The organism is Dellaglioa sp. L3N, assembly GCF_054941095.1.
The window spans coordinates 687,440-708,874 of sequence record NZ_CM142928.1; the positions used below are offsets into that span (position 1 = coordinate 687,440).

Genomic DNA, 21,435 nt, shown 5'->3' on the forward strand with positions numbered 1-21,435 from the left:
GAAAAGAGGATAATTATGAATAATCAAAAGGTATATTACTTTGTAGGAATAAAAGGCTCAGGGATGAGTTCTTTAGCATTAATTTTACATGACAAAGGATTCAACGTTGAAGGATCTGATATCGATCAGTACACGTTTACACAACGTGGATTGGAATTAGCTGGTATTAAGGTTTATTCATTTGATGAAAAAAATATTCATGAAGGGTTAACTGTAATTGCGGGAAATGCATTTACTGCTGACCATCCTGAAATAAAAAAAGCTCGTGAAATGGGCTTAGATGTTGTTAGTTATCCTGAGATGGTCAGTCGTTTGATGGAAGGCTACACAAGTATCGGAGTAGCTGGTTCTCATGGTAAAACAAGTACAACTGGACTTCTTGCTCATGTCTTGAGTGGAATCGCACCAACGAGCTACTTAATTGGTGATGGTACTGGTAAAGGGAAACCTGATGCAAGATTTTTTGTCTATGAAGCTGATGAATACCGTCGCCATTTTGTTGCGTATCACCCAGACTATTCAATTATGACGAATATTGATTTTGATCATCCAGATTATTTTACTGGCATTGATGATGTTTTTGATGCTTTCGAAACGGTTGCCAAACAAACTAAAAAAGGTATTTTTGCTTGGGGAGATGATCCTTTACTCCGTAAAATCAAAGCTGATGTTCCAATTTATTATTATGGAACAAAGGAAGCTGATGATTTCCAAGCTCGTGATATTAAACGAACGACTAAAGGGTCTGAATTTGATGTCTTTTATCATGATGAAGCATTAGGTCACTACAATATTCCTATATTTGGTGAACATAATATTTTAAATAGTTTAGCTGTTATTGCTGTCGCTCATTTTGAAAAAGTTGATTTAGAAGAAATTGCTAATGAATTGTTAAGCTTCAAAGGGGTTAAACGCCGATTCAGTGAAAAATATATTGGTGATATGACGATTATTGATGATTATGCGCATCATCCATCAGAAATTAAAGCAACAATTGATGCTGCTCGTCAAAAATATCCAGATAAAGAATTAATTGCTGTTTTCCAACCACATACGTTCAGTAGAACAATTGCATTGATGGATGACTTTGCGGTTAGTTTAAATCTTGCCGATAAAGTATATTTAACGGATATTTTTAGTTCTGCTCGTGAAACGTCAGGTAATGTTTCAAGTGAAGATCTTGGCGCAAAAATTGTTAAGGGTGGCGAGATTATTAAACTTGATAATCTTTCACCATTGCTTGATTATAGTAATGCAGTTGTTATTTTCATGGGTGCCGGAGACGTTCAAAAATATGAATATGCGTATGAAGATTTATTAAGTAATTTAAGTTTTAAAAATAATTAATTGTTAGGAAAGAAATGACGTAAAAGTCATTTCTTTTTTATTAGTTAATTCTTTTTAAAGAAAAGTAAAATGGCTTGATAATCTTAAATAATTTGATACACTGGTGCTTATACGAAATGGTAAATAAAGGAGCTAACAGTATGGCAAATGTCGGTAAATTAATTAATGAAATTGTTGAGGGCGATAAACTAACCGTGACTGAACGGATTATTAACCGCGATATTATGATTTATTTAGGATTAACCAATGATACGAATCCTTTATATACGCAAAAAGATTATGTTGAGCGTGCTGATTTTGAAACAATTCTTGCGCCTCCGGTATTAGTAATTGGTATTATAACAAGTTCAATTTCTAAGTTATTTCCGGGCCCAGGTAGTCAAATTGTGAACATTTCAACGAATTTTATATTACCAATTTATCAAAATCAAAATATTACATTTAAGTTTGAAATTATTCGTGTAGATGAAATGAAGGAAGTTATAACTATTTCTGTTGAAGCAGCGAATAAAGAAAATGAAAGAGTTTTGGATGCGTTAATTATGGTTAAACCACCCAAAATTTCTTAATTAATAGGAGGAAAATGAGATGGATAATCAGAATAGAGTTATTATTAATGAAAAAGATGGATTAAACAATTTCTTATCAAAATTATATGGTTATATGGCATTAGCCGTTGGCGTTTCAGCTATTACCGCATTTTTAGTTTTGACGGTCTTCCAACAATCAGTTTTCGGATTTATGTCAGCACATTCATGGTCAATTTGGGTACTCTTTATCGTTCAATTGGTTGTTGTTTTAAATATTAACGTCAAAGCGTCACGGGCGCCATTTGTTACATTTGCGTTATTGATGGGTTATTCAGTACTTGAGGGAGTAACGCTGTCGCTGATTATATCAATGTATTCAGCTGGCAATATTATTGCTGCGTTTGCCGCAAGTTCAGCTGTTTTTATAACAATGACAATTTTGGGTAATGTTACTAAACGAGATTTAACTAAAATAGGGACACAAGCTTTAGCTGCTTTAGTTGGATTAATTGTTGCTTCATTTGTAAACTTGTTCTTACAAAGTGAACTTATTAATTACGTATTTTCATATATTGCTGTTATTATTTTCACCATTTTAACAGCTTGGGATACACAAAAATTAAGACAAGTCTTTTTACAACGTGATAGCAATATTTCGGTTTCTAATCTAGCTATGACGGGTGCTTTGATGTTATATCTTGATTTCATTAATTTATTCATTTCGTTCTTACAAATTTTTGGTTATGGTGGTAGAGATTAAATATTAAATTAACAAAATAAGTTGGTAAAACCCCTAAGTTAGGCATTTGATAACTTAGGGGTTTTTATTACTTATTGAGTTATTGTGTGATTCATTATTAATCACGGCTGATGTTTGGTAAAATAGAGATAGAGATTTTTAAAGGAGACGGATATCAGATGACTAATACTAATGGAAAATTACTACTAATTGATGGAAATAGCATTGCCTATCGTGCATTTTTTGCACTTTATCAATCGGTAGACCGATTTACGAACCAAGCAGGTCTGCATACAAATGCATTATATGGCTTCAATAATATGTTGAATGTCATATTAGAAACTGAAAAACCAACACATGTATTAGTTGCGTTTGATGCAGGGAAAACAACTTTTAGAACTAAAAAATATGATAATTATAAAGCGGGTAGATCAAAAACACCCCCAGAATTAAAAGAGCAAATGCCTTATTTTAGAGAGTTATTGGCAGGATATGGGATTAAAACTTACGAATTAGCTGATTTTGAAGCGGATGATATTATTGGCACAATGGCTAAAAAGGGTGAAGAAGCTGGGTATGATGTGACTATTGTAACCGGAGACCGGGACCTTACTCAGTTAACAACTGATAAAGTGACTGTTTCTGTTACTAAAAAAGGAGTTAGTGAAATAGAAAAATTTACACCAGCACATGTGATGGATAAATTTGGATTAACACCGTTGCAGATCATCGATATGAAAGGATTAGTTGGTGATACTTCTGATAATTATCCTGGTGTTGCTAAAGTCGGTGAAAAAACAGCGATTAAGTTATTGACAGAATATGAGTCAATGGAAAATCTTTACGAAAATATTGATCAATTAAAGAAAAGTAAAATGAAAGAACATTTAATTGAAGATAAAGATCAAGCCTTTATGAGTAAAGACTTGGCAAGAATTCGCCAAGATGCACCTATTACGATTGATTTTCCAGAGACAAAATGGAATGGACAAGATTTAGACAAATTAGTTGCATTCTATGAAGAAATGGATTTTAAAAAGTTTTTGAGTCAACTGAATTTAAATCCAACGTCAGACAATGCTGAAATAGATTTATTTTCAGAGCCTAAAAAAACGGATTATACAGTTTTAACTCAGGATAATTTAACTGAAATCGCTCAATTAAAAAAGCCAATATCATTTTATTTAGAGATGTTAGATGATAATTATCATACTGCAGATTTTGATGGATTTACGATTGGTGATGGCAATCAATTTTTTGTTACACGCGATGTTGAGTTATTAAAATCACAAATCTTAGTTGATATTCTTTCAAGTGATTCAGTGCAAAAGAATGTATTTAATTTCAAACGTAATTATGTTGCGTTAAATCGACTGGGGATTCAGCTTGATGGAACAGGATTTGATCTTTTATTAGCCTCATATTTGTTAGATACAAGTGATAATAGTGATGATCTTAGTAAGGTAGCTCAAAAACATGATTATTACGATGTTAAGACTGATGAGGAAGTCTATGGTAAGGGTGTTAAACGCGGAATTCCGGAAGATGATGCTGTCTTTTTCAATCATATGGCATCGAAAGCTGAGGCATTACACCTTTTAAAAGAGCCTTTGATGGCGGGATTAGTTAAACATGAACAATTAGATTTGTATACAAATATGGAATTACCATTGTCACTTGTATTAGCCAAGATGGAAATTCGCGGAATTACGGTAGATGCAGATCGATTAAATGTTATGCAAGGTGAGTTTTCAATTATTTTAAAAGATATGGAAACTAAAATTTATGCAGAAGCAGGTGAAGAATTTAATATTAATTCGCCTAAACAATTGGGTGTGATTTTATTTGAGAAATTAAAATTACCAGTTGTTAAGAAAACGAAAACGGGTTATTCAACTGCTGTTGATGTTTTAGAACAACTTAGTACTGTGGCTCCAATTGCCGATTTAATTTTAAAATATCGACAGATTGCTAAAATTCAATCGACTTATGTTGAAGGATTATTGAAAGTGAGACATGCAGATAAGAAAGTTCATACGAGATACCTGCAAACATTAACGGCAACTGGTCGTTTGTCATCTGTAGATCCTAATCTGCAAAATATTCCAGTTCGAGTTCCTGCAGGTAAAAAAATTAGACAAGCATTTGTTCCTGAACATGAAGGCTGGAAAATTTTCTCATCTGATTATTCTCAAATTGAATTACGCGTTTTGGCGCATATTGCGCATGATACAAATATGCAAGAAGCTTTTAAAGAAGGCATTGATATACATGCCAATACTGCAATGAGAATCTTTAATTTAGAGTCACCTGATGATGTGACATCGAATATGCGTCGTACGGCTAAAGCAGTTAACTTTGGAATTGTGTATGGCATTAGTGATTATGGGCTATCACAAAATATTGGGATTACTAGAAAACAAGCACAAACGTTTATTGATACGTATTTAAATGAATTTACAGGTGTTAAGAACTATATGGAAAATGTTGTACGTGAAGCTAAAGATAAAGGTTATGTCGAAACGTTATTTCATCGTCGTCGTTACTTACCAGAAATTAATAGTCGAAACTTTAATTTACGTTCATTTGCTGAAAGAACAGCAATGAATACGCCTATTCAAGGAAGTGCGGCTGATATTATTAAAGTTGCTATGATTAATATGGATAAAATGTTAGAAAAAGAACATTTACAAGCCAAAATGCTATTGCAAGTGCATGATGAATTAATTTTTGAGGCACCAGAAGAAGAGATTGCTATTTTGCAAAAGAAAGTCCCTGAAGTTATGGATGCGGCTGTTTCTTTAGAAGTTCCTTTAAAGGTTGAAAGTGCATTTGGAGAGACATGGTTTGATACTAAATAAAATTATTTAGGGGTGATTAAATGCCAGAGTTACCAGAAGTTGAAACGGTTCGAAGAGGTCTGAGTCAATTAGTTATTGGTAAGACGATTAAATCAATTGATGTCTTATGGCCTAAGATTGTAAATGGGGATTTACTAGATTTTAAACGTGAATTAGAAGGTAGTAAAATTGAATCGATTGATCGATTAGGTAAATACTTACTTTTTCGTTTTAATAATCAAATGACAATGGTATCTCATTTGAGAATGGAAGGTAAATATTTTGTTCGGACTTCAGATGAACCCATTGAAAAACATTCTCATGTTATTTTTCATCTCACTGATGGGCAAGATTTAAGATACAATGATGTTCGTAAATTTGGTCGAATGCAGTTAATTCCGACTGGTCAGGAACGAACATTACCAGGTCTTAAGAAATTGGGTCCTGAACCGACGGATGAAGAATTTAAGCTTGGTTATTTTAAAAAGTACTTGTCGCGTAAGCATATGGCGATTAAACCTGTTTTATTAAACCAAGAGGCAGTTGCTGGGTTGGGAAATATTTATGTTGATGAAGTATTGTGGATGAGTAAAATTAATCCGGAACAACCAGCAAATTCGATTTCTGATGGTAAATTAGCTAAATTACGTAAAAATATTATTCTTGAATTAGCGACTGCAGTTCAGGCAGGTGGAACGACAATTAGGTCGTATACGGGTGCGTTTGGTGAGACAGGTCTGTTTCAATTTGATTTAAATGTCTATGGTCAGACGGGTAAGCCCTGTCCTAGATGTGGCACACCTATTGTTAAAATAAAAGTGGCACAACGTGGGACGCATTATTGTCCGCATTGCCAACCGTTAAAGGAAGTTTAAAAATGACTTATATACTTGGGTTAACTGGCGGAATTGCAACAGGTAAATCGACGGTTAGTCACATTTTTAAAGAAGAAAATGTGCCAGTTATTGATGCAGACGTAATTGCAAGGCAAGTTGTTGAGCCAGGATCAAAAACGATAAAAAGGATAAGTCAGACATTTGGTGAAGAATACGTCACAGTAGATGGAAGGCTAAATCGTAAAAAGTTAGGTAAGTTAGTTTTCAGTAATAAAAAGGCGTTAGAAAAATTAAATAATATTATGCATCCGATTATTAGAAAAGAAATTTTAGCACAAATCCAAATACAAAAGAAATCGGACAGTAAGTTAGTCGTCTTAGATATGCCCTTGCTGTTTGAACAAAATTATCAATTACTATGTGATGCAGTCATGGTTGCCTTCGTACCTGAAAATGTACAAATCAAGCGATTAATCAACCGAGATAGTCTGACTTTTGATGAGGCGCAGTCTCGTATTAAGGCACAGTGGTCAATTCAGAAGAAAAAAGAGTTAGCTGATTTTGTAATAGATAATTCAACAACGGTTGCCGTTACAAGGGGTCAAGTGCTAAACTGGCTTAGTACTCAAAATAATGTCTAACTAATAGGTAAATAAAAATGATGGGGTGTCACTATGAAATGTCCACATTGCCAACATAATGGCTCTCGAGTCGTTGACAGTCGACCAACAGATGAAGGTCGCGTTATCAGACGACGTCGTGAATGTGAAAATTGTGAATTTAGATTCACAACATTTGAGCGAGTTGAAGCCACGCCGTTACTTGTTATTAAGAAAAATGGCACGCGGGAAGAATTCAATCGTGAAAAAATTCTTAAGGGGATTATTAGGTCAGCAGAAAAGCGACCTGTTTCAATGAAAGATATTACACATCTTGTGGATCAAGTAGAAAATAGTGTTAGAGCATTAGGTGAAAATGAAATTTCAAGTCAATTGATTGGTGAATATGTCATGGGATTACTTGCTGATGTAGATGAAATTGCGTACATTAGATTTGCTAGTGTTTACCGTCAATTTAAAGATATGAGTGTTTTCTTGAAGGAATTGAACGAAATGATGGATCGGGATAAAGCACCCACGGATAAACAAGATTTGAAGGAATGATGATCAAATGATTAATACATGGGAAAATATGAGTCCGAAAGATGGCTACATTGTCTTAATGGATGAAAAGGTTACAAATGATGATATTGAACGACTAGACTACTTGTATCAACCTGTTATGGGCGTGATTGCGAGTGGCCTATTTTCACTATTAAAAGGTGAAGCAAGTCAGAATCCACAATTGTCTAACCGAAAAATGCACAGTGAGTTACTGGCATTATTGAATATTGATTTGCCAATGTTTTATGAGGCAAGAAGTGCCCTTGAAGCACTGGGCCTTCTAAAGAGCTTCGAAAAAGAAGATGCTTTGGGTAAAGTTGTTGTTTACCAATTGCGTCGGCCTTTACAGGCAGCAGATTTTTTCACGGATGATTTGCTCAGTATTTTACTTTGGGAATCAATTGGTGATAGTAGGTATCAAGCAATTACCGCCCGTTTTGCATTACCCGTTTTAAAATTAGATGGGTTTAAAGAAACGTCAAAAAGTTTTTTAGATGTTTTTCAAGTTAACCAGGCACATTTATCAGATAAACCTGATATTATTGCTGAAAGTAAAAAGGCTTTTTCAACGAATAAAAAAGCACCACAGAAATTGGTTGAAACAAGTGCTATTGAATCATTTGATTTTAAATTTTTTATTGAACTGTTGGAAAAAAGTTTTGTGTCATTGGATAAAATTAATGAACAACGCGATTTAATTATTTCAGAACATCTTTTATATGGGATTGATGAGATTGAAATGGCCCAGTTTATTGGCGATTCAGCTGACCTATCAACAAATGAAGTCGATTATAATATATTTAAACAGCATATTGCGCATAAATATAATCAACAGATTAAATTGAAAAAGCAAGCTGAATCAAAAAATGAGGACAGTAAAAAAATTAAGACAAAGTCCGTTGAGACACTAAAAAAAGCGGGTTTTTCTAAAGAAGATTCACAATTAATTCTCGCTAGTGAAGCTTATAATCCTTTCGATTTCTTGAAATCGTTAAAGGAGAGTAAGGGTGGCTATGTGACTGATAGTGAATCCTATTTGCTGCAACAACTTGTTCAACGACAAATATTTTCGAATGCAGTTATTAATATTTTGAGTCACTATATTTTAATTGATCGAGATTTAGCGACATTGAATAAATCTTTTGTTGATACAATGGCCAATGATTGGTCACAACAAAAAGTGAAGACGCCTGAAGATGCCATTAATCAGGTTCGTCAATTCAATACTAAAAAAACAGAAACTAAAGTATCTAATCAGCGCCAAAGAAAAATAATTAAAAAAGAAACTCTACCTGACTGGGCTAAAGATGATTATCAAGCACCAGAAGTAGATGTCAAAATTGATAAAGCCGAACTACAAAGACAGCTAGCAGAATTTAATAAAACGGCTCCCAAAGGAGGATAATAATGGAAGATTTAGGAACAGAACTTAAAAAATTTCTTGCAAAGGATAATCTGAGCGACAGATATCCTAATGTGAATTATCGTGATCTGATGAGTAAGGTCTATGAAGATTCTGATGTCATTGGATTTTTAGAAGCAAATAAAGCTGAATTAACCGAAGAAAACATTCAACGTGCTGATGCAAAGCTATATGAATTTTTATCTGAAAAGAATAAAGTTATTCTTGGTAAGGGGATGATAGCACCTGGATATAAGCCTCAATTAGTCATGAATAATCATATGATTGATGTTTCCTATGTTCCAACGGATTCTTTTATTGAAGCACAAAAGAGTAGAGCAGTATCCAAGCGGGTTAAATCAATGAGCATGTCTAAGGATATCAAAAATGCGACTATGAACAGTTTTGATATGGATGAACGTGGGGATGCACTTAGTAAAAGCTTGAAGTTTATTACAGAATTTGTTGCGGATCCTAAGTCTTATCATCAAGCAATGTATTTTTATGGCAGTTTTGGCGTTGGTAAAACTTACCTATTAGGTGCAATGGCTAATGAGCTAGCAAATCGCGGATACCAAACAACGTTAATGCATTTTCCTAGTTTTGCAGTTGAAATTAAGAATGCCATTAGCGATAATCGAGTTTATGATATGTTGAATGCTGTTAAAAAATCTGAAATTTTAATGATTGATGATATTGGTGCTGACGCAATGTCTAGTTGGGTTCGTGATGATATTTTAGGGGTTATTTTACAATATCGTATGCAAGAAGAGTTACCAACATTTTTTAGTTCTAATTTTTCGATGAAACAATTGGAAGAGGAACATCTACGCATTAGCCAAAGAGGCGAAGATGAGCCTCTTAAAGCTAAGCGAATTATGGAACGAATCCATTTTTTAGCAAAAGAAGTTAAAATTGTTGGTAAAAATCGTCGCCCTAAATAAGATTAATGGTTGCTAAAATGTGATAAAAATGGTTAAATAGTTATTAAATTGATACGGAAGATTACATTCTTTTTTTATGTCTACAGGGAGAGAGAGCATAGCTGGAAGCTTTCTTGGCAGAGAATAAGTGATGACCACTTCCATAATGTTGCCTAACTTTTGTTAGGTCGGATTGAATCCGTTAAAATCTATGGAGAAAGTTTTGCTTTGGTAAAACTTTGAATTTGGGTGGAACCACGTTAATCAACGTCCCTAATACACAAGCTTATTGTGTATTAGGGGCTTTTTTTGTATCAAAAAATTAAAAATGATGGAGGAAGTTAACATGTCAAAAATAAATATTACATTTCCAGATGGTGTCATCAAAGAATTTGATGCGGGCATTACAACAGAAGATGTTGCCAAATCAATTAGTCCTAGTTTAGCTAAAAAATCGATTGCCGGTAAATTTAACGGTGTCTTGGTTGATTATCTTCGTCCATTAGAAGCTGATGGGGCCATTGAAATCGTGACTAAAGAATCTGCAGATGGCTTAGTTGTTTTATGGCATACGGCTGCTCAAATTTTGGCCAATGCTTTGCAACAATTATACCCAGGTATGAAATTTGGTATGAGTTCTGATATTGAAAATGGGTTCTATTTCGATACAGATAATGGTGAAGCACAAGTTAGTGTTGATGATTTGAAAAAAATTCAAGACAAGATGAAAGCCATTGTTAAAGAAAATTTAAAAATTGAACGTCAATTAATTTCAAAGGCTGAAGCGCTTGAATTAGTTGCGGGGGATCCATACCGTGCTGAATTAGTTAAAGAAGCTACTGATGAAAATGGTCAAGTTGAAGTTTACAAACAAGGTGAATTTGTTAATTTGAGTGATGGTGTTCAATTACGTTCAACTGCTGATGTTAAAATTTTCCAATTATTATCAGTTGCTGGTGCATATTGGCAAGGTAAATCAAGTAACTCAATGTTACAACGTGTTTACGGAACAGCGTTCTTTAAACAAAAAGACTTGGATGCTGAATTAGTTCGTCGTCAAGAAGCGCGTGAACGTGATCACCGTGTAATTGGTAACGATTTAGACTTATTCTTTGTTGATCCTAAAGTTGGTGCTGGATTACCTTACTGGTTGCCAAATGGTGCGACAATCCGTCGTACAATTGAACGTTATATTGTGGATAAAGAAGTTGCAAATGGTTATGATCATGTTTACACACCAATCTTGGCTAACTTAGATTTATACAAGACTTCTGGTCATTGGGATCATTATCGTGAAGATATGTTCCCACCAATGGATATGGGTGATGGTGAAGAATTGGAATTACGTCCAATGAATTGTCCTTCACATATTCAAGTTTACAAACATCATATCCGTTCATACCGTGATCTTCCTATCAGAATTGCTGAATTAGGGATGATGCATCGTTATGAAAAATCAGGTGCACTTTCTGGTCTACAACGTGTTCGTGAAATGACACTAAATGATGGTCATACATTCGTTGCTCCTGATCAAATTCAAGAAGAATTCAAAAGTGTTCTTCGTTTAATGATGGAAGTATATGCTGATTTCGGTATCGCTGATTATACATTCCGTTTAAGTTACCGTGATCCAGCTAACACAGCAAAATATTTTGATGATAACGAAATGTGGACTAAATCACAAAATATGTTAAAAGGTGCTATGGATGACTTAGGCTTGGATTATTACGAAGCCGAAGGTGAAGCAGCCTTTTATGGTCCTAAATTAGATGTTCAAACAAAAACAGCATTAGGAAATGATGAAACTTTATCAACAATCCAATTAGATTTCATGATGCCTGAAAAATTTGAATTGTCATATATTGGTGATGATGGTGAAGAACATCGTCCAGTTATGATTCATCGTGGACTTGTGTCAACAATGGAACGTTTCACAGCTTACTTAACAGAAATGTATAAAGGTGCCTTTCCAACATGGTTAGCTCCTAAACAAGTGACAATCATTCCAGTTAAAAATGACCTTCATGCTGATTATGCACATGATTTACGTGCTAATTTAGTTGCGCGTGGTGTTCGCGTTACAGTTGATGAACGTAATGAAAAAATGGGTTACAAGATGCGTCAAGCCCAAGTGAATAAAGTGCCTTATATTCTTGTGGTTGGTGATAATGAAGTGGCTGAAAATACAGTTTCTGTTCGTCGTCATGGTGAAGATGATTCTAATGTCTTTACAAAAGAAGACTTTATTAACAATATTACAAAAGAAATTGCTAACTATAGTCGTAAAGCATAAAAAATAATTCAATCGTCTTGACAAAAGGGGAATGAGTTGGTATGATTTAAAAGTTAAGAAAAAAGCAGAGGCTCCCGCTTCTCGCCTGAAGAGACAAAAGAGTCTCTGGGCAGAATAATATTGAAATTAAATTCCAATTAAAATGGATTTCAAGCGGGCTGCGATAATTTATTATTGTTGCCCGTTTTTCTGTGTTTTTTCTCAAAAAAATTTGGAGGTGCATTGCCATAGCAGTTGATAAAGTAGACAAAATGGTCAATGAAGGTATCCGTGCGTCGGAACTTCGTTTGATTGGTGATGATGGCGAACAACTTGGTGTTAAAACCAAACAAGAAGCATTAGATATGGCAGAAGTTGCCAATTTAGATGTTGTCGTAGTTGCTGCTAATTCAAAACCACCAGTTGCTAAGATCATGGATTACGGGAAATATCGTTTTGAATTACAAAAGAAACAAAGAGAAGCCCGTAAAAACCAAAAAATTGTTAATGTTAAAGAAGTTAGACTTAGTCCAACAATTGATATTAATGATTTCAACACAAAATTGAAAAATGCCTCAAAATTCCTTGCAAAAGGGGATAAGGTTAAAGTATCAATTAGATTTAAAGGCCGTGCAATTACGCATAAAGAAATCGGACGTGATGTCTTGAATCGCTTCGCTGACGCAGCTAAAGAAGTTGCATCAGTTGAATCAAGAGCGAAGATGGATGGACGTAGTATGTTCATGATGCTTGCACCTAAGGCTGAAAAGTAAAGCTATATTAGGAGGATATTAGATTATGCCAAAACAAAAGACTCATCGTGCATCAGCAAAACGTTTTAAACGTACAGGGAATGGTGGCTTGAAACGCTCTAAAGCTTATACAAGTCATCGTATGCATGGTAAAACTAAGAAACAACGTCGTCAATTAAGCAAATCAACTACAGTGTCAGCATCAGATAACAAGCGTATCAAACAAATGCTTTCACAAATGAAATAATAAATATAAATTAGACAATTGATGCCGTTTTTAAATGGCTCAATAAGGAGGAATTTTCATGCCACGAGTTAAAGGTGGAACTGTTACACGTCAACGTCGTAAAAGAATGCTTAAATTAGCAAAAGGTTACCGCGGATCAAAACATATCCAATTTAAGGTAGCTAAACAACAAGTAATGAAATCTTACCAATATTCATTCCGTGATCGTCATCAAACAAAACGTAACTTCCGTCGTCTATGGATTGCACGTATTAACGCTGCAGCACGTATGAACGGTTTAAGTTACAGTAAGATGATGCATGGCTTGAAATTAGCAGAAATTGAAGTTAACCGTAAAATGTTAGCTGAATTAGCTGTTAAAGATTCAGCAGCATTTGCTGCTGTTGCAGAAGAAGCTAAAAAAGCATTAAGCAAATAATAAATTTAAGAGGGTACTTGACCAAGCGTCAAGTGCTCTTTTTTTAATAAAATTTCTGTAAAGGAGTTAAGCATGTCATTTTCGGAAAAAGTTCAACAAGCTTCGAATAATTGGTGGGAACTCAGTTTTGAACATCCATTTATCAAACAATTGACTACTGGATTATTACCAATAGAAGCTTTTAGGTATTATTTAATTCAAGATCATTATTACTTAATGCACTTTAGCAGGATCCATCAATTAGTTGGTGAACAGACGAATAATGTGGCGATTAAGCAATTAATGTTTGCTTCTGCTGAAGGTTTAGCACAAAGTGAGTTGGCGATTAGAAAAGAATTTTTCGAAGAATTAAATATAACAGATGAAGAAATCAGTCAAACTGAAATTGCCCCAACTGCTTACCATTACGTCTCACATATGTATCGACAATTAGTGGAATTTAATCCAGAAACAGCTTTTGCTGGACTCCTACCGTGTGCTTGGCTCTATTTAGAAATTGGCTATAAATTAATCGATAAAGGTTCTCCTAACCCTATGTATCAACGATGGATTGAAACATATGCAACTGAGGAACTTAAAAAATCTGTTGTTGATCAACGGCATATATTAGATAGAGTTGCGAATGAATCAGATGGAGAAACAGTTGCAGCAATGGAAAATGCATTTAAAATAAGTAGTATAGAAGAATATAATTTTTGGGGAATGGCACTTGAGCATCAAACATGGGATAATTTTATTTTTAAAAATAAGTAAAATTTTCTTAATTTAAGAGGATATCTTTTTTAAAATGAAATTAAATTTGATTGTTTTCATGTAAAACATGCAATTTAGTTGAAAGTACATTATACTTAGATTATTATTCTAAAATTGAGGTAGCTAAAATGCTTGAGAGATATAAACCAACCTGGATGATTGAATCTATTTATGATTTAACACCAGAAGATTTACAAAATCATGGAATTAAAGTGGTTATGACTGATTTAGACAACACGTTAATTGCATGGGATAATCCAAATGGAACACCTGAATTGAAGAACTGGTTGGAACTTATTGCGGCAGCTTCAATTCCTGTGGTTGTTGTGTCTAATAATAGCCATGAACGTGTTGAAAAGGCGTTGGAACACATTGGATTACCTTTTGTTTCGAGAGCCTTAAAACCGTTCACAAAGGGCATTAACCAAGTTAAGAATGAATTTAAGATGAGTAATCAAGAATTAGTTTTAATAGGTGATCAATTAATGACGGATATTGCTGCGGCAAATAACGCGGGCATTAAAAGTATCTTGGTTAAACCACTTGTTAAATCAGATGCTTGGAACACAAAACCTAATCGTTTCGTTGAAAAAAGAATTAAGAATCATTTAATTAAAAAACATGACTTTAAAACTAAATGGGGGAATTCATTGGATGACTGACATAATTGAAGTACCAGAAGTTGACGAAGATCTTTTTTGTATTGGCTGTGGCTCAAAAATTCAAAGTGAAAATGTAGACGAGTTAGGTTATACACCTAAGTCTGCGGTAAAAAAAGGCCTTGAAACAAATGAATTATATTGTCAAAGATGCTTTAGATTAAGACATTACAATGAAATTGCTGACGTTAAGTTAACTGATGATGATTTCTTGAAATTATTAAACCAAATTGGTAATGCTGATGCATTAATTGTTAATGTTATTGATATTTTCGATTTCAATGGTAGTTTAATCCCTGGATTACACCGATTTGTTGGTGACAATCCCGTTTTAATGGTTGGGAATAAAGCTGATTTATTACCTAAATCACTAAGACGTACGAAGTTAAAGGATTGGATGAGACAACAAGCTAACGCACAAGGGTTACGACCAATTGATGTTGCATTGACAAGTGCAACGAAGAATTTTGCGATTGATGAATTGTTGGAATTAATCGAAAAATATCGTGAAGGTCGTGATGTGTACGTTGTTGGGGTAACTAATGTTGGTAAATCAACATTAATTAATCAAATTATCAAACAAAGAACAGGTGTCCAAGACTTGATTACAACGTCAAGATTCCCAGGAACAACGCTTGATAAGATTGAAATTCCATTGGATGATGATCGCGCCTTGATTGACACACCAGGAATTATTCATCAGGATCAGATGGCTCATTATTTATCAGGTAAGGCACTCAAATTAGTTTCTCCTCAAAAAGAAATTAAACAACGTGTTTACCAATTAAATGAAGACCAAACATTATTCTTCGGGGCTGTTGCTAGATTTGATTACATTTCTGGTGGGACTCCTGGGGTTGTTGTTTATCTTGATAATGATTTAATGATTCATCGCACAAAAACTGAGACAGCAAGTGAATTTTATGAAAAACATGCGGGTGGTTTATTAAATCCACCAACAGATGATGAAATGACTGATTTCCCAGAATTAGTTCGTTTTGAATTTAAAGCGACACAAAAAAGTGATTTAGTATTCGCCGGTCTTGGATGGGTTACCATCAACGAGGGTGCTAAAGTCGCTGGCTGGGCACCAAAAGGTGTTTCAGTTCTTTTACGTAAAGCAATGATATAAGAGGAGTTAATTACAATATGACATTAAGAGGCAAACAAAAAAGATATTTACGCAGTCAGGCACATCATTTACGTCCACTTTTCCAAGTTGGAAAAGAAGGCGTTTCGACTAATTGGTTGAATCAAATTCGTGAAGCAATCGAAAAACGTGAATTAATTAAAATTAACATGTTACAAAATGCAACAGTTGATGCAAATGAAGTTCGCATTTTTATTGAATCTAATAGTTCAATTCAAGTTGTTCAAGTGATTGGTCATACTTTGGTCGTTTACCAAGCTGCAACAGATGTTGAAAATCGTGATATTTCTGATAAAGTTAATTTACTCGCTTAATTTAAAATTATGAGGAGGTTTTTGACTTGACTATTCAAGTACAAAAATTAAAAGAAATTAATTTAGTCACAGAATTTAAAACAGAACCCATTCCTGATAATGGTAAAAAACGTGTGGGCATTCTTGGAGGTACGTTTAATCCACCTCACATGGGGCATTTAATAATTGCTGATCAAGTTTGTCAGCAATTAGGGTTAGACGAAGTTCGGTTTATGCCGGATGCAACGCCACCACATGTGGATAAAAAAGAAGCGATTGATGAGACGTATCGGCTTAATATGGTTAATCAGAGTATCGCTGATAATGCCAAGTTTAAGCTGGAAGATGCTGAAATCAAACGTGGCGGGATTAGTTATACCTATGACACCATTGTTGCTTTAAAGGCAGTTCATCCAGAAAATGATTATTATTTTATTATCGGTGGTGATATGGTTGATTACTTACCTAAGTGGTCTCGTATTGATGAGTTGGTAAAATTAGTTCATTTCGTTGGTGTTAAACGAACGGGATTTGAACAAAAAAGTCGGTACCCGATTCTCTGGGTTGACGTGCCTACAATTGATATTAGTTCAACTCAAATTCGAAATAAGGTTAAACAAGGGTGTTCAATTAATTATTTAGTACCTAAGTTAGTTTCTGATTACATTGAGAAAGAGGGTTTGTATCGTGAGTAATTTAATTTATTCTAAAAATCTTTTCAATGGAACTAGGGAAGAACTAGTGCAAATATTGAAAGATACCTTGAGCGAAAAAAGATTTCAACATGTATTAAATGTTGAAAAAGCGGCAATTGGACTTGCTCAGCACAATCATGGTGATATCGAAAAAGCTAGTATTGCGGGATTAATCCATGACTATGCTAAGGAACGGTCAGACGAAACATTCATCACAACAATTAAGCAAAAACACTTGGATCCTGATTTATTAAATTGGGGGAATGCTATCTGGCATGGTATTGTTGGTGCAGAATTAATTCATGATGAATTAGGTATTTCAGATTCTGAAATCTTGACGTCGATTGTGAAGCATACAACAGGGGCTGTCGAGATGACTTTATTGGATAAAATTGTCTATGTGGCTGATTTTATTGAAGAAACTCGAACTTTTCCTGGTGCTATTGAAGCGAGAAAAATTGCCGCTGTCAACTTAGATAAGGCAGTTGGTTTTGAAACAAAACATACCTTAAGTTATTTAATTGATACCAATAAAAAAGTGTATCCTAAAACAATTTTGACCTTTAATAAATGGGTCGCAGAATAGAGGAGTAATAATGAATAGTATAGAAAAATTAGAAATTGCAGTTAAGGCTGCTGATGGTAAACGTGGCGAAAATACAGTCGCTATTGATGTTCATGAAATTAGCTTATTAGCAGATTATTTCATGGTGACACAAGCTGATTCAGCTCGTCAGGTCAAAGCTATTGTTAAAGAAATTCAAGATCAAGAAGAACTTGCAGGCGTTGAAGTGCGCCGTATTGAAGGCCGTAACTCAACTAGCTGGGTCTTATTAGATTTTGGTGATTTAATTGTGCATGTCTTCAAAACTGAATCACGTGAATTTTATGATTTAGAAAAATTCTGGTCTGAAGGCGCATCTGTAGATTTATCAGCATGGATTGAAGAATAATGATTTATACCACTTTTTCAAAATTATATGATCAATTAATGGATCCTGATCTATATGATTCTTGGCAAACCTTTGTCGAAGCACAAGTTCCTGATAAAAAAACTGAGATACTTGAATTGGCTTGTGGTGCAGGTCAATTGGCTATTGCATTAACGCAATCTGGGTATTCAGTTATTGGTTTGGATTTATCTGAAGAAATGTTATCAATTGCTGATCAACATGCGCAAGATGCGAACGTGTCTTTACCATTGTTACAGGGCGATATGATGGACTTGGAAGATTTAGAATTACCTCAATTTGATGCGGTTACTTGTTTTGCTGACTCATTTTGTTATTTACCAGATTCTGAATCTGTAGGTAATGTTTTTAAATCAATTCATGGATTATTACAAGAAAATGGGCGGTTTATTTTTGATGTGATATCGACTTATCAAACGGACGATGTTTATCCTGGATATATGTATAACTATCAAGATGATAATCAAGCTTTCTTATGGTCAACTTTTAAAGATGACCAACCACACAGTGTGGTTCATGAATTAACATTTTTTACTAAAAATGAGAGTAATGACCAATTTGAAAGATTAACTGAAGATCATCATGAACGAACATACTCAGTTGAAACATATACTGACTTATTAAAAAATGCTGGGTTTAAGACTATTAAAATATCTGCTGACTTTGGGACTAGTGAAGTTGATGAAAAAACGACAAGATTATTTTTTGTCTGCGATAAATAGGAGTGAGGCACTTGGACACGACTGGGATTATTGTTGAGTATAATCCATTTCATAATGGACATTTATATCAAATTAATCAGATAAGAGCGCAATATCCTGATACGACGATTATTGCCATTATGAGCGGTCAATTCTTACAGCGGGGTGTTCCAGCAGCAATTGATAAAGAGAACCGTACAAGGGAAGCATTGCGGTCTGGTGTCGATTTAATAATTGAGTTACCCGTTGCATTTTCTGTTCAACCAGCTGATTTGTTTGCTAAAGGGGCAATTAAGTTGTTGGCAGGGATGCAGGTAACGAGGCTTGTCTTTGGTGCTGAACATCCTAAACTGGATTTTAAGTTTATTGCGACTGAAATTAAAACATTGGATAATGGATTTGATCAATTTAATGAAACTTATGCGATGCAATACCAACGAGCTGTTTTTGAAAAAACAGGTATCACTATTAATCAGCCAAATGACTTATTAGGTTTGGCTTATGCTGAGGCTTGTTTAGCAGAAAAAACAGCTATCCAGTTGTGTCCGATTCAACGAGTTAAGGCTGATTACCATGAAGTTAATTTTGATGCAACTCAAGAGATTACAAGTGCTACTGCAATTAGGCTAGCTATTAAAAAGAACATATCGATTGCCAAAGTTGTCCCAGAGCAAACGAATCTTGATTCAGAAAATGAAAAGTGGGTTGATTGGTCAGATTTTTGGCCTTATCTTAAATATCAGTTGAGGTTGTCAACGCCAGAACAATTAGCGATGATTTATGGCATGTCTGAGGGTATTGAGTACCGATTGCTACAGCAATATGAACAACTGCCTGATGACGCTAATTTTGATGATTGGGTCCAAGCAGTGAAATCAAAACGAGTGACTTATACAAAAATTTCAAGACTTGCAACTTATATTTTGTTGCAAATAAAGCAAAATGAAATTGACAAACAATACAAGCAGCCTTATTATCATGTCTTAGGGTTCTCAAAAAAAGGTCAATTTTTGCTTAATTATCTAAAAAAAGAGGTACCATATCCCTTACTAACTAAAATTGGTAAGAAGGAAAAAGAAGGCCTTTATCATTTGGATTATCGAGCAGGCATTATTTATGGATTAGTTAGTCATAAAAAATCCGATCTTTTTAGAAAGCCCGTACAAATTAAATAACATCCTGTCAAGGGAATACCATTGACAATGTTTTTAATCACAGGTATAATCATAAGCGTTGCATTAGGAGGCATATTTGCATGAAATGGTCCTTAGTTGAGTTAAAAAAACAAAGTGATGAACCACTTCAAGTTGACGAAATGTTAAACCTTTCAGAAGGCTTAATGTCGCGCAACAAAACGATTACGTCGGTTTCAGAAGTCCACGTTACGGGCATTCTATCAGCAGACCAGCAAGATGTTATTGGACATTTTAATGTTAGTTTAACAGTTGAAATGCCATCAACGCGTTCATTAGAGAGTGTCGATGTTCCATTGAATTTTTCAGTAGATGAATTTTATGTGGGTTATCGCGATAAAGCACTTGAACGATTTGATAAAAATGATGTCGTAATTGTTTTGGAAGAAGATATGCTCAATTTGAATTCTGTGATAGAGGATAATGTTTTATTACAGATTCCGATGCAGATACTGACTGACGATGAGAGAAAAGCAGAAGAATTACCAACTGGAGACGATTGGGAAGTTCTTACTGAAGATAAACTCGTACAGGTTAGAAAAGAAAAAGTTGATCCTCGATTTGCCTCGTTACAAAATTTCTTTGATAACGATGGTTCTGAAGAGGAATAAACATAACAATACTTTTATTAAAAGTTTTGGATAATTTTAAAGGAGGTGTTTGATAATGGCAGTACCAGCACGTAAAACATCAAAAACACGTAAGAGAATGCGTCGTACGCATTACAAGTTGACAGTCCCAGGTATGAGCGCTTGCCCTAACTGTGGCGAATTAAGAAAATCACATTATGTATGTCCTAGCTGTGGTTTTTATGACGGAAAAGAAGTCGTAAAAGTAAACAACTAAAGCTACATTAAGTAAAAAGCCTTAACAACCATGGTGTTAAGGCTTTTTCTGTACATAAAAAAAGATAAAATCCAAATGGATTTTATCTTTTTTCGTTAATTGTTAAACTCATAATTTCAAAATCTGTCTCTGGGTCAAAAAATTGGAAAGGGAGTTTAGCTTGGCTTTCAATGTAAGTCACATTTTTAGCTGGTGTTTTAACTGCCTTAAAAGTTGATGAACTAATAGATTTAATTAGTTCAATTAAATCTATTAGTAATAGTTCAGGCTTGTTACTAAGATTAGACCAACCAGAAAATTCAGAACGATAATTTTTAAAGATTGCTTTTCTAATGGGACTAATGAATGCATTACTACTGTCATCTTCGTAAGGAATAGATTGAGATGCAATAGTGTGTTGGCTAGTTGTACTGTAGATTTGAATACGGCTGTCTTTTAAATCTAAAAAATCGGCCGTCAATAATTTCCCGTTAACCTGAACAATTAAGTCAAAAGTAGGGATGTTATTAGAAAATTCTGCTTTTGCGCGACTGTATAAAAAAGTATCAATAGCATAGTATAATTCTTGAACTTCAACTAATTTCATATTTGAATGACCTCCTGAAATCAGTATAACAAAAAAAGGCAAAATAGATAGGAATTTTTGGTGTCTGGTGTATAATTGATGTTGAAAGTTAAAATGGGTTTATTGACAAAGTCGGTAGC

The 21,435-nt window shown here is 34.4% G+C and carries 25 protein-coding genes and 1 other annotated feature; of the genes, 24 read left to right on the forward strand and 1 reads right to left on the reverse strand.

Annotated features, from left to right (window positions below; genetic code table 11):
- Window positions 1-15 precede the first annotated feature (15 nt).
- The 24 genes from murC (at window position 16) to rpmF (ending at window position 20,730) form a co-directional block, all read left to right on the forward strand.
- Window positions 16-1,347: a UDP-N-acetylmuramate--L-alanine ligase gene (gene murC, locus ACVPPR_RS03500; protein ID WP_462297691.1), complete on the forward strand. Its 1,332-nt coding sequence runs from the start codon at window positions 16-18 to the stop codon at window positions 1,345-1,347.
- A 140-nt stretch (window positions 1,348-1,487) separates the two neighbouring features.
- Window positions 1,488-1,916 (forward strand): MaoC/PaaZ C-terminal domain-containing protein, encoded by a 429-nt coding sequence (locus ACVPPR_RS03505; protein ID WP_462297690.1) that lies wholly within the window; start codon window positions 1,488-1,490, stop codon window positions 1,914-1,916.
- A 19-nt stretch (window positions 1,917-1,935) separates the two neighbouring features.
- A complete protein-coding gene (locus ACVPPR_RS03510) occupies window positions 1,936-2,637 on the forward strand; it encodes a Bax inhibitor-1/YccA family protein (protein WP_462297689.1) in 702 nt (233 codons plus the stop codon).
- Window positions 2,638-2,795: 158 nt separating this feature from the next.
- Window positions 2,796-5,477, forward strand: coding sequence for a DNA polymerase I (gene polA, locus ACVPPR_RS03515; RefSeq protein WP_462304657.1), 2,682 nt, complete (start codon window positions 2,796-2,798; stop codon window positions 5,475-5,477).
- 20 nt (window positions 5,478-5,497) lie between these two features.
- The gene (gene mutM, locus ACVPPR_RS03520) at window positions 5,498-6,331 is read left to right on the forward strand and encodes a DNA-formamidopyrimidine glycosylase (RefSeq protein WP_462297685.1); all 834 of its coding nucleotides are present in this window, start codon (window positions 5,498-5,500) and stop codon (window positions 6,329-6,331) included.
- A gap of 2 nt (window positions 6,332-6,333) precedes the next feature.
- Entirely contained in the window at window positions 6,334-6,933 is a 600-nt protein-coding gene (gene coaE / locus ACVPPR_RS03525; protein ID WP_462304658.1) for a dephospho-CoA kinase, read from the forward strand.
- Window positions 6,934-6,966: 33 nt separating this feature from the next.
- On the forward strand, window positions 6,967-7,455 hold the full coding sequence (gene nrdR / locus ACVPPR_RS03530; RefSeq protein WP_462297683.1) for a transcriptional regulator NrdR: 489 nt from the start codon (window positions 6,967-6,969) through the stop codon (window positions 7,453-7,455).
- A gap of 7 nt (window positions 7,456-7,462) precedes the next feature.
- On the forward strand, window positions 7,463-8,860 hold the full coding sequence (locus tag ACVPPR_RS03535; RefSeq protein ID WP_462304659.1) for a replication initiation and membrane attachment family protein: 1,398 nt from the start codon (window positions 7,463-7,465) through the stop codon (window positions 8,858-8,860).
- 2 nt (window positions 8,861-8,862) lie between these two features.
- Window positions 8,863-9,801, forward strand: coding sequence for a primosomal protein DnaI (gene dnaI / locus ACVPPR_RS03540; protein WP_462304660.1), 939 nt, complete (start codon window positions 8,863-8,865; stop codon window positions 9,799-9,801).
- 325 nt (window positions 9,802-10,126) lie between these two features.
- On the forward strand, window positions 10,127-12,073 hold the full coding sequence (gene thrS / locus ACVPPR_RS03545; protein ID WP_462304661.1) for a threonine--tRNA ligase: 1,947 nt from the start codon (window positions 10,127-10,129) through the stop codon (window positions 12,071-12,073).
- A gap of 56 nt (window positions 12,074-12,129) precedes the next feature.
- Window positions 12,130-12,268 (forward strand) — a sequence feature (ribosomal protein L20 leader region).
- Window positions 12,269-12,324: 56 nt separating this feature from the next.
- Window positions 12,325-12,825 carry a translation initiation factor IF-3 gene (gene infC, locus ACVPPR_RS03550; RefSeq protein ID WP_462297678.1) on the forward strand — a complete coding sequence of 167 codons (501 nt, stop codon included), beginning with the start codon at window positions 12,325-12,327 and terminating at the stop codon, window positions 12,823-12,825.
- Between the two features lie 25 nt (window positions 12,826-12,850).
- Window positions 12,851-13,051: a 50S ribosomal protein L35 gene (gene rpmI, locus ACVPPR_RS03555; RefSeq protein ID WP_057973380.1), complete on the forward strand. Its 201-nt coding sequence runs from the start codon at window positions 12,851-12,853 to the stop codon at window positions 13,049-13,051.
- A gap of 58 nt (window positions 13,052-13,109) precedes the next feature.
- Entirely contained in the window at window positions 13,110-13,469 is a 360-nt protein-coding gene (gene rplT, locus ACVPPR_RS03560) for a 50S ribosomal protein L20 (protein WP_409022688.1), read from the forward strand.
- 72 nt (window positions 13,470-13,541) lie between these two features.
- Complete coding sequence (gene tenA, locus ACVPPR_RS03565) at window positions 13,542-14,222, forward strand: thiaminase II (protein WP_462304662.1); 681 nt, start codon at window positions 13,542-13,544, stop codon at window positions 14,220-14,222.
- A 128-nt stretch (window positions 14,223-14,350) separates the two neighbouring features.
- Window positions 14,351-14,884 (forward strand): YqeG family HAD IIIA-type phosphatase, encoded by a 534-nt coding sequence (locus tag ACVPPR_RS03570; RefSeq protein ID WP_462297674.1) that lies wholly within the window; start codon window positions 14,351-14,353, stop codon window positions 14,882-14,884.
- Complete coding sequence (gene yqeH / locus ACVPPR_RS03575) at window positions 14,877-16,013, forward strand: ribosome biogenesis GTPase YqeH (protein WP_462297673.1); 1,137 nt, start codon at window positions 14,877-14,879, stop codon at window positions 16,011-16,013. The genes ACVPPR_RS03570 and yqeH overlap by 8 nt, the downstream gene beginning before the upstream one ends.
- Before the next feature lie 17 nt (window positions 16,014-16,030).
- Complete coding sequence (yhbY, locus tag ACVPPR_RS03580) at window positions 16,031-16,345, forward strand: ribosome assembly RNA-binding protein YhbY (RefSeq protein ID WP_462297672.1); 315 nt, start codon at window positions 16,031-16,033, stop codon at window positions 16,343-16,345.
- Window positions 16,346-16,371: 26 nt separating this feature from the next.
- Complete coding sequence (locus ACVPPR_RS03585; protein WP_462304663.1) at window positions 16,372-17,019, forward strand: nicotinate-nucleotide adenylyltransferase; 648 nt, start codon at window positions 16,372-16,374, stop codon at window positions 17,017-17,019.
- Entirely contained in the window at window positions 17,012-17,605 is a 594-nt protein-coding gene (yqeK, locus tag ACVPPR_RS03590) for a bis(5'-nucleosyl)-tetraphosphatase (symmetrical) YqeK (RefSeq protein ID WP_462297668.1), read from the forward strand. Before ACVPPR_RS03585 ends, yqeK begins: the two co-directional genes overlap by 8 nt.
- Window positions 17,606-17,615: 10 nt before the next feature.
- Window positions 17,616-17,972, forward strand: coding sequence for a ribosome silencing factor (rsfS, locus tag ACVPPR_RS03595; RefSeq protein WP_462297666.1), 357 nt, complete (start codon window positions 17,616-17,618; stop codon window positions 17,970-17,972).
- Window positions 17,972-18,712 carry a class I SAM-dependent methyltransferase gene (locus ACVPPR_RS03600; protein WP_462297665.1) on the forward strand — a complete coding sequence of 247 codons (741 nt, stop codon included), beginning with the start codon at window positions 17,972-17,974 and terminating at the stop codon, window positions 18,710-18,712. Before rsfS ends, ACVPPR_RS03600 begins: the two co-directional genes overlap by 1 nt.
- 11 nt (window positions 18,713-18,723) lie before the next feature.
- The gene (locus tag ACVPPR_RS03605) at window positions 18,724-19,866 is read left to right on the forward strand and encodes a nucleotidyltransferase (RefSeq protein WP_462304664.1); all 1,143 of its coding nucleotides are present in this window, start codon (window positions 18,724-18,726) and stop codon (window positions 19,864-19,866) included.
- Between the two features lie 80 nt (window positions 19,867-19,946).
- Window positions 19,947-20,495: a YceD family protein gene (locus tag ACVPPR_RS03610; protein ID WP_462304665.1), complete on the forward strand. Its 549-nt coding sequence runs from the start codon at window positions 19,947-19,949 to the stop codon at window positions 20,493-20,495.
- A 55-nt stretch (window positions 20,496-20,550) separates the two neighbouring features.
- A complete protein-coding gene (rpmF, locus tag ACVPPR_RS03615; protein ID WP_057973392.1) occupies window positions 20,551-20,730 on the forward strand; it encodes a 50S ribosomal protein L32 in 180 nt (59 codons plus the stop codon).
- An 82-nt stretch (window positions 20,731-20,812) separates the two neighbouring features.
- Here rpmF and ACVPPR_RS03620 read toward each other — a convergent pair whose 3' ends face one another.
- Window positions 20,813-21,316, reverse strand: coding sequence for a hypothetical protein (locus ACVPPR_RS03620; RefSeq protein WP_462297660.1), 504 nt, complete (start codon window positions 21,314-21,316; stop codon window positions 20,813-20,815).
- Window positions 21,317-21,435 lie beyond the last annotated feature (119 nt).

Bases quoted from the DNA above. Each gene is read 5' to 3' on its own strand.
- murC (WP_462297691.1), top strand. From the start codon at position 16: ATGAATAATCAAAAGGTATATTACTTTGTAGGAATAAAAGGCTCAGGG.
- ACVPPR_RS03505 (WP_462297690.1), top strand. From the start codon at position 1,488: ATGGCAAATGTCGGTAAATTAATTAATGAAATTGTTGAGGGCGATAAA.
- ACVPPR_RS03510 (WP_462297689.1), top strand. From the start codon at position 1,936: ATGGATAATCAGAATAGAGTTATTATTAATGAAAAAGATGGATTAAAC.
- polA (WP_462304657.1), top strand. From the start codon at position 2,796: ATGACTAATACTAATGGAAAATTACTACTAATTGATGGAAATAGCATT.
- mutM (WP_462297685.1), top strand. From the start codon at position 5,498: ATGCCAGAGTTACCAGAAGTTGAAACGGTTCGAAGAGGTCTGAGTCAA.
- coaE (WP_462304658.1), top strand. From the start codon at position 6,334: ATGACTTATATACTTGGGTTAACTGGCGGAATTGCAACAGGTAAATCG.
- nrdR (WP_462297683.1), top strand. From the start codon at position 6,967: ATGAAATGTCCACATTGCCAACATAATGGCTCTCGAGTCGTTGACAGT.
- ACVPPR_RS03535 (WP_462304659.1), top strand. From the start codon at position 7,463: ATGATTAATACATGGGAAAATATGAGTCCGAAAGATGGCTACATTGTC.
- dnaI (WP_462304660.1), top strand. From the start codon at position 8,863: ATGGAAGATTTAGGAACAGAACTTAAAAAATTTCTTGCAAAGGATAAT.
- thrS (WP_462304661.1), top strand. From the start codon at position 10,127: ATGTCAAAAATAAATATTACATTTCCAGATGGTGTCATCAAAGAATTT.
- infC (WP_462297678.1), top strand. From the start codon at position 12,325: ATGGTCAATGAAGGTATCCGTGCGTCGGAACTTCGTTTGATTGGTGAT.
- rpmI (WP_057973380.1), top strand. From the start codon at position 12,851: ATGCCAAAACAAAAGACTCATCGTGCATCAGCAAAACGTTTTAAACGT.
- rplT (WP_409022688.1), top strand. From the start codon at position 13,110: ATGCCACGAGTTAAAGGTGGAACTGTTACACGTCAACGTCGTAAAAGA.
- tenA (WP_462304662.1), top strand. From the start codon at position 13,542: ATGTCATTTTCGGAAAAAGTTCAACAAGCTTCGAATAATTGGTGGGAA.
- ACVPPR_RS03570 (WP_462297674.1), top strand. From the start codon at position 14,351: ATGCTTGAGAGATATAAACCAACCTGGATGATTGAATCTATTTATGAT.
- yqeH (WP_462297673.1), top strand. From the start codon at position 14,877: ATGACTGACATAATTGAAGTACCAGAAGTTGACGAAGATCTTTTTTGT.
- yhbY (WP_462297672.1), top strand. From the start codon at position 16,031: ATGACATTAAGAGGCAAACAAAAAAGATATTTACGCAGTCAGGCACAT.
- rsfS (WP_462297666.1), top strand. From the start codon at position 17,616: ATGAATAGTATAGAAAAATTAGAAATTGCAGTTAAGGCTGCTGATGGT.
- ACVPPR_RS03600 (WP_462297665.1), top strand. From the start codon at position 17,972: ATGATTTATACCACTTTTTCAAAATTATATGATCAATTAATGGATCCT.
- ACVPPR_RS03610 (WP_462304665.1), top strand. From the start codon at position 19,947: ATGAAATGGTCCTTAGTTGAGTTAAAAAAACAAAGTGATGAACCACTT.
- rpmF (WP_057973392.1), top strand. From the start codon at position 20,551: ATGGCAGTACCAGCACGTAAAACATCAAAAACACGTAAGAGAATGCGT.
- ACVPPR_RS03620 (WP_462297660.1), bottom strand. From the start codon at position 21,316: ATGAAATTAGTTGAAGTTCAAGAATTATACTATGCTATTGATACTTTT.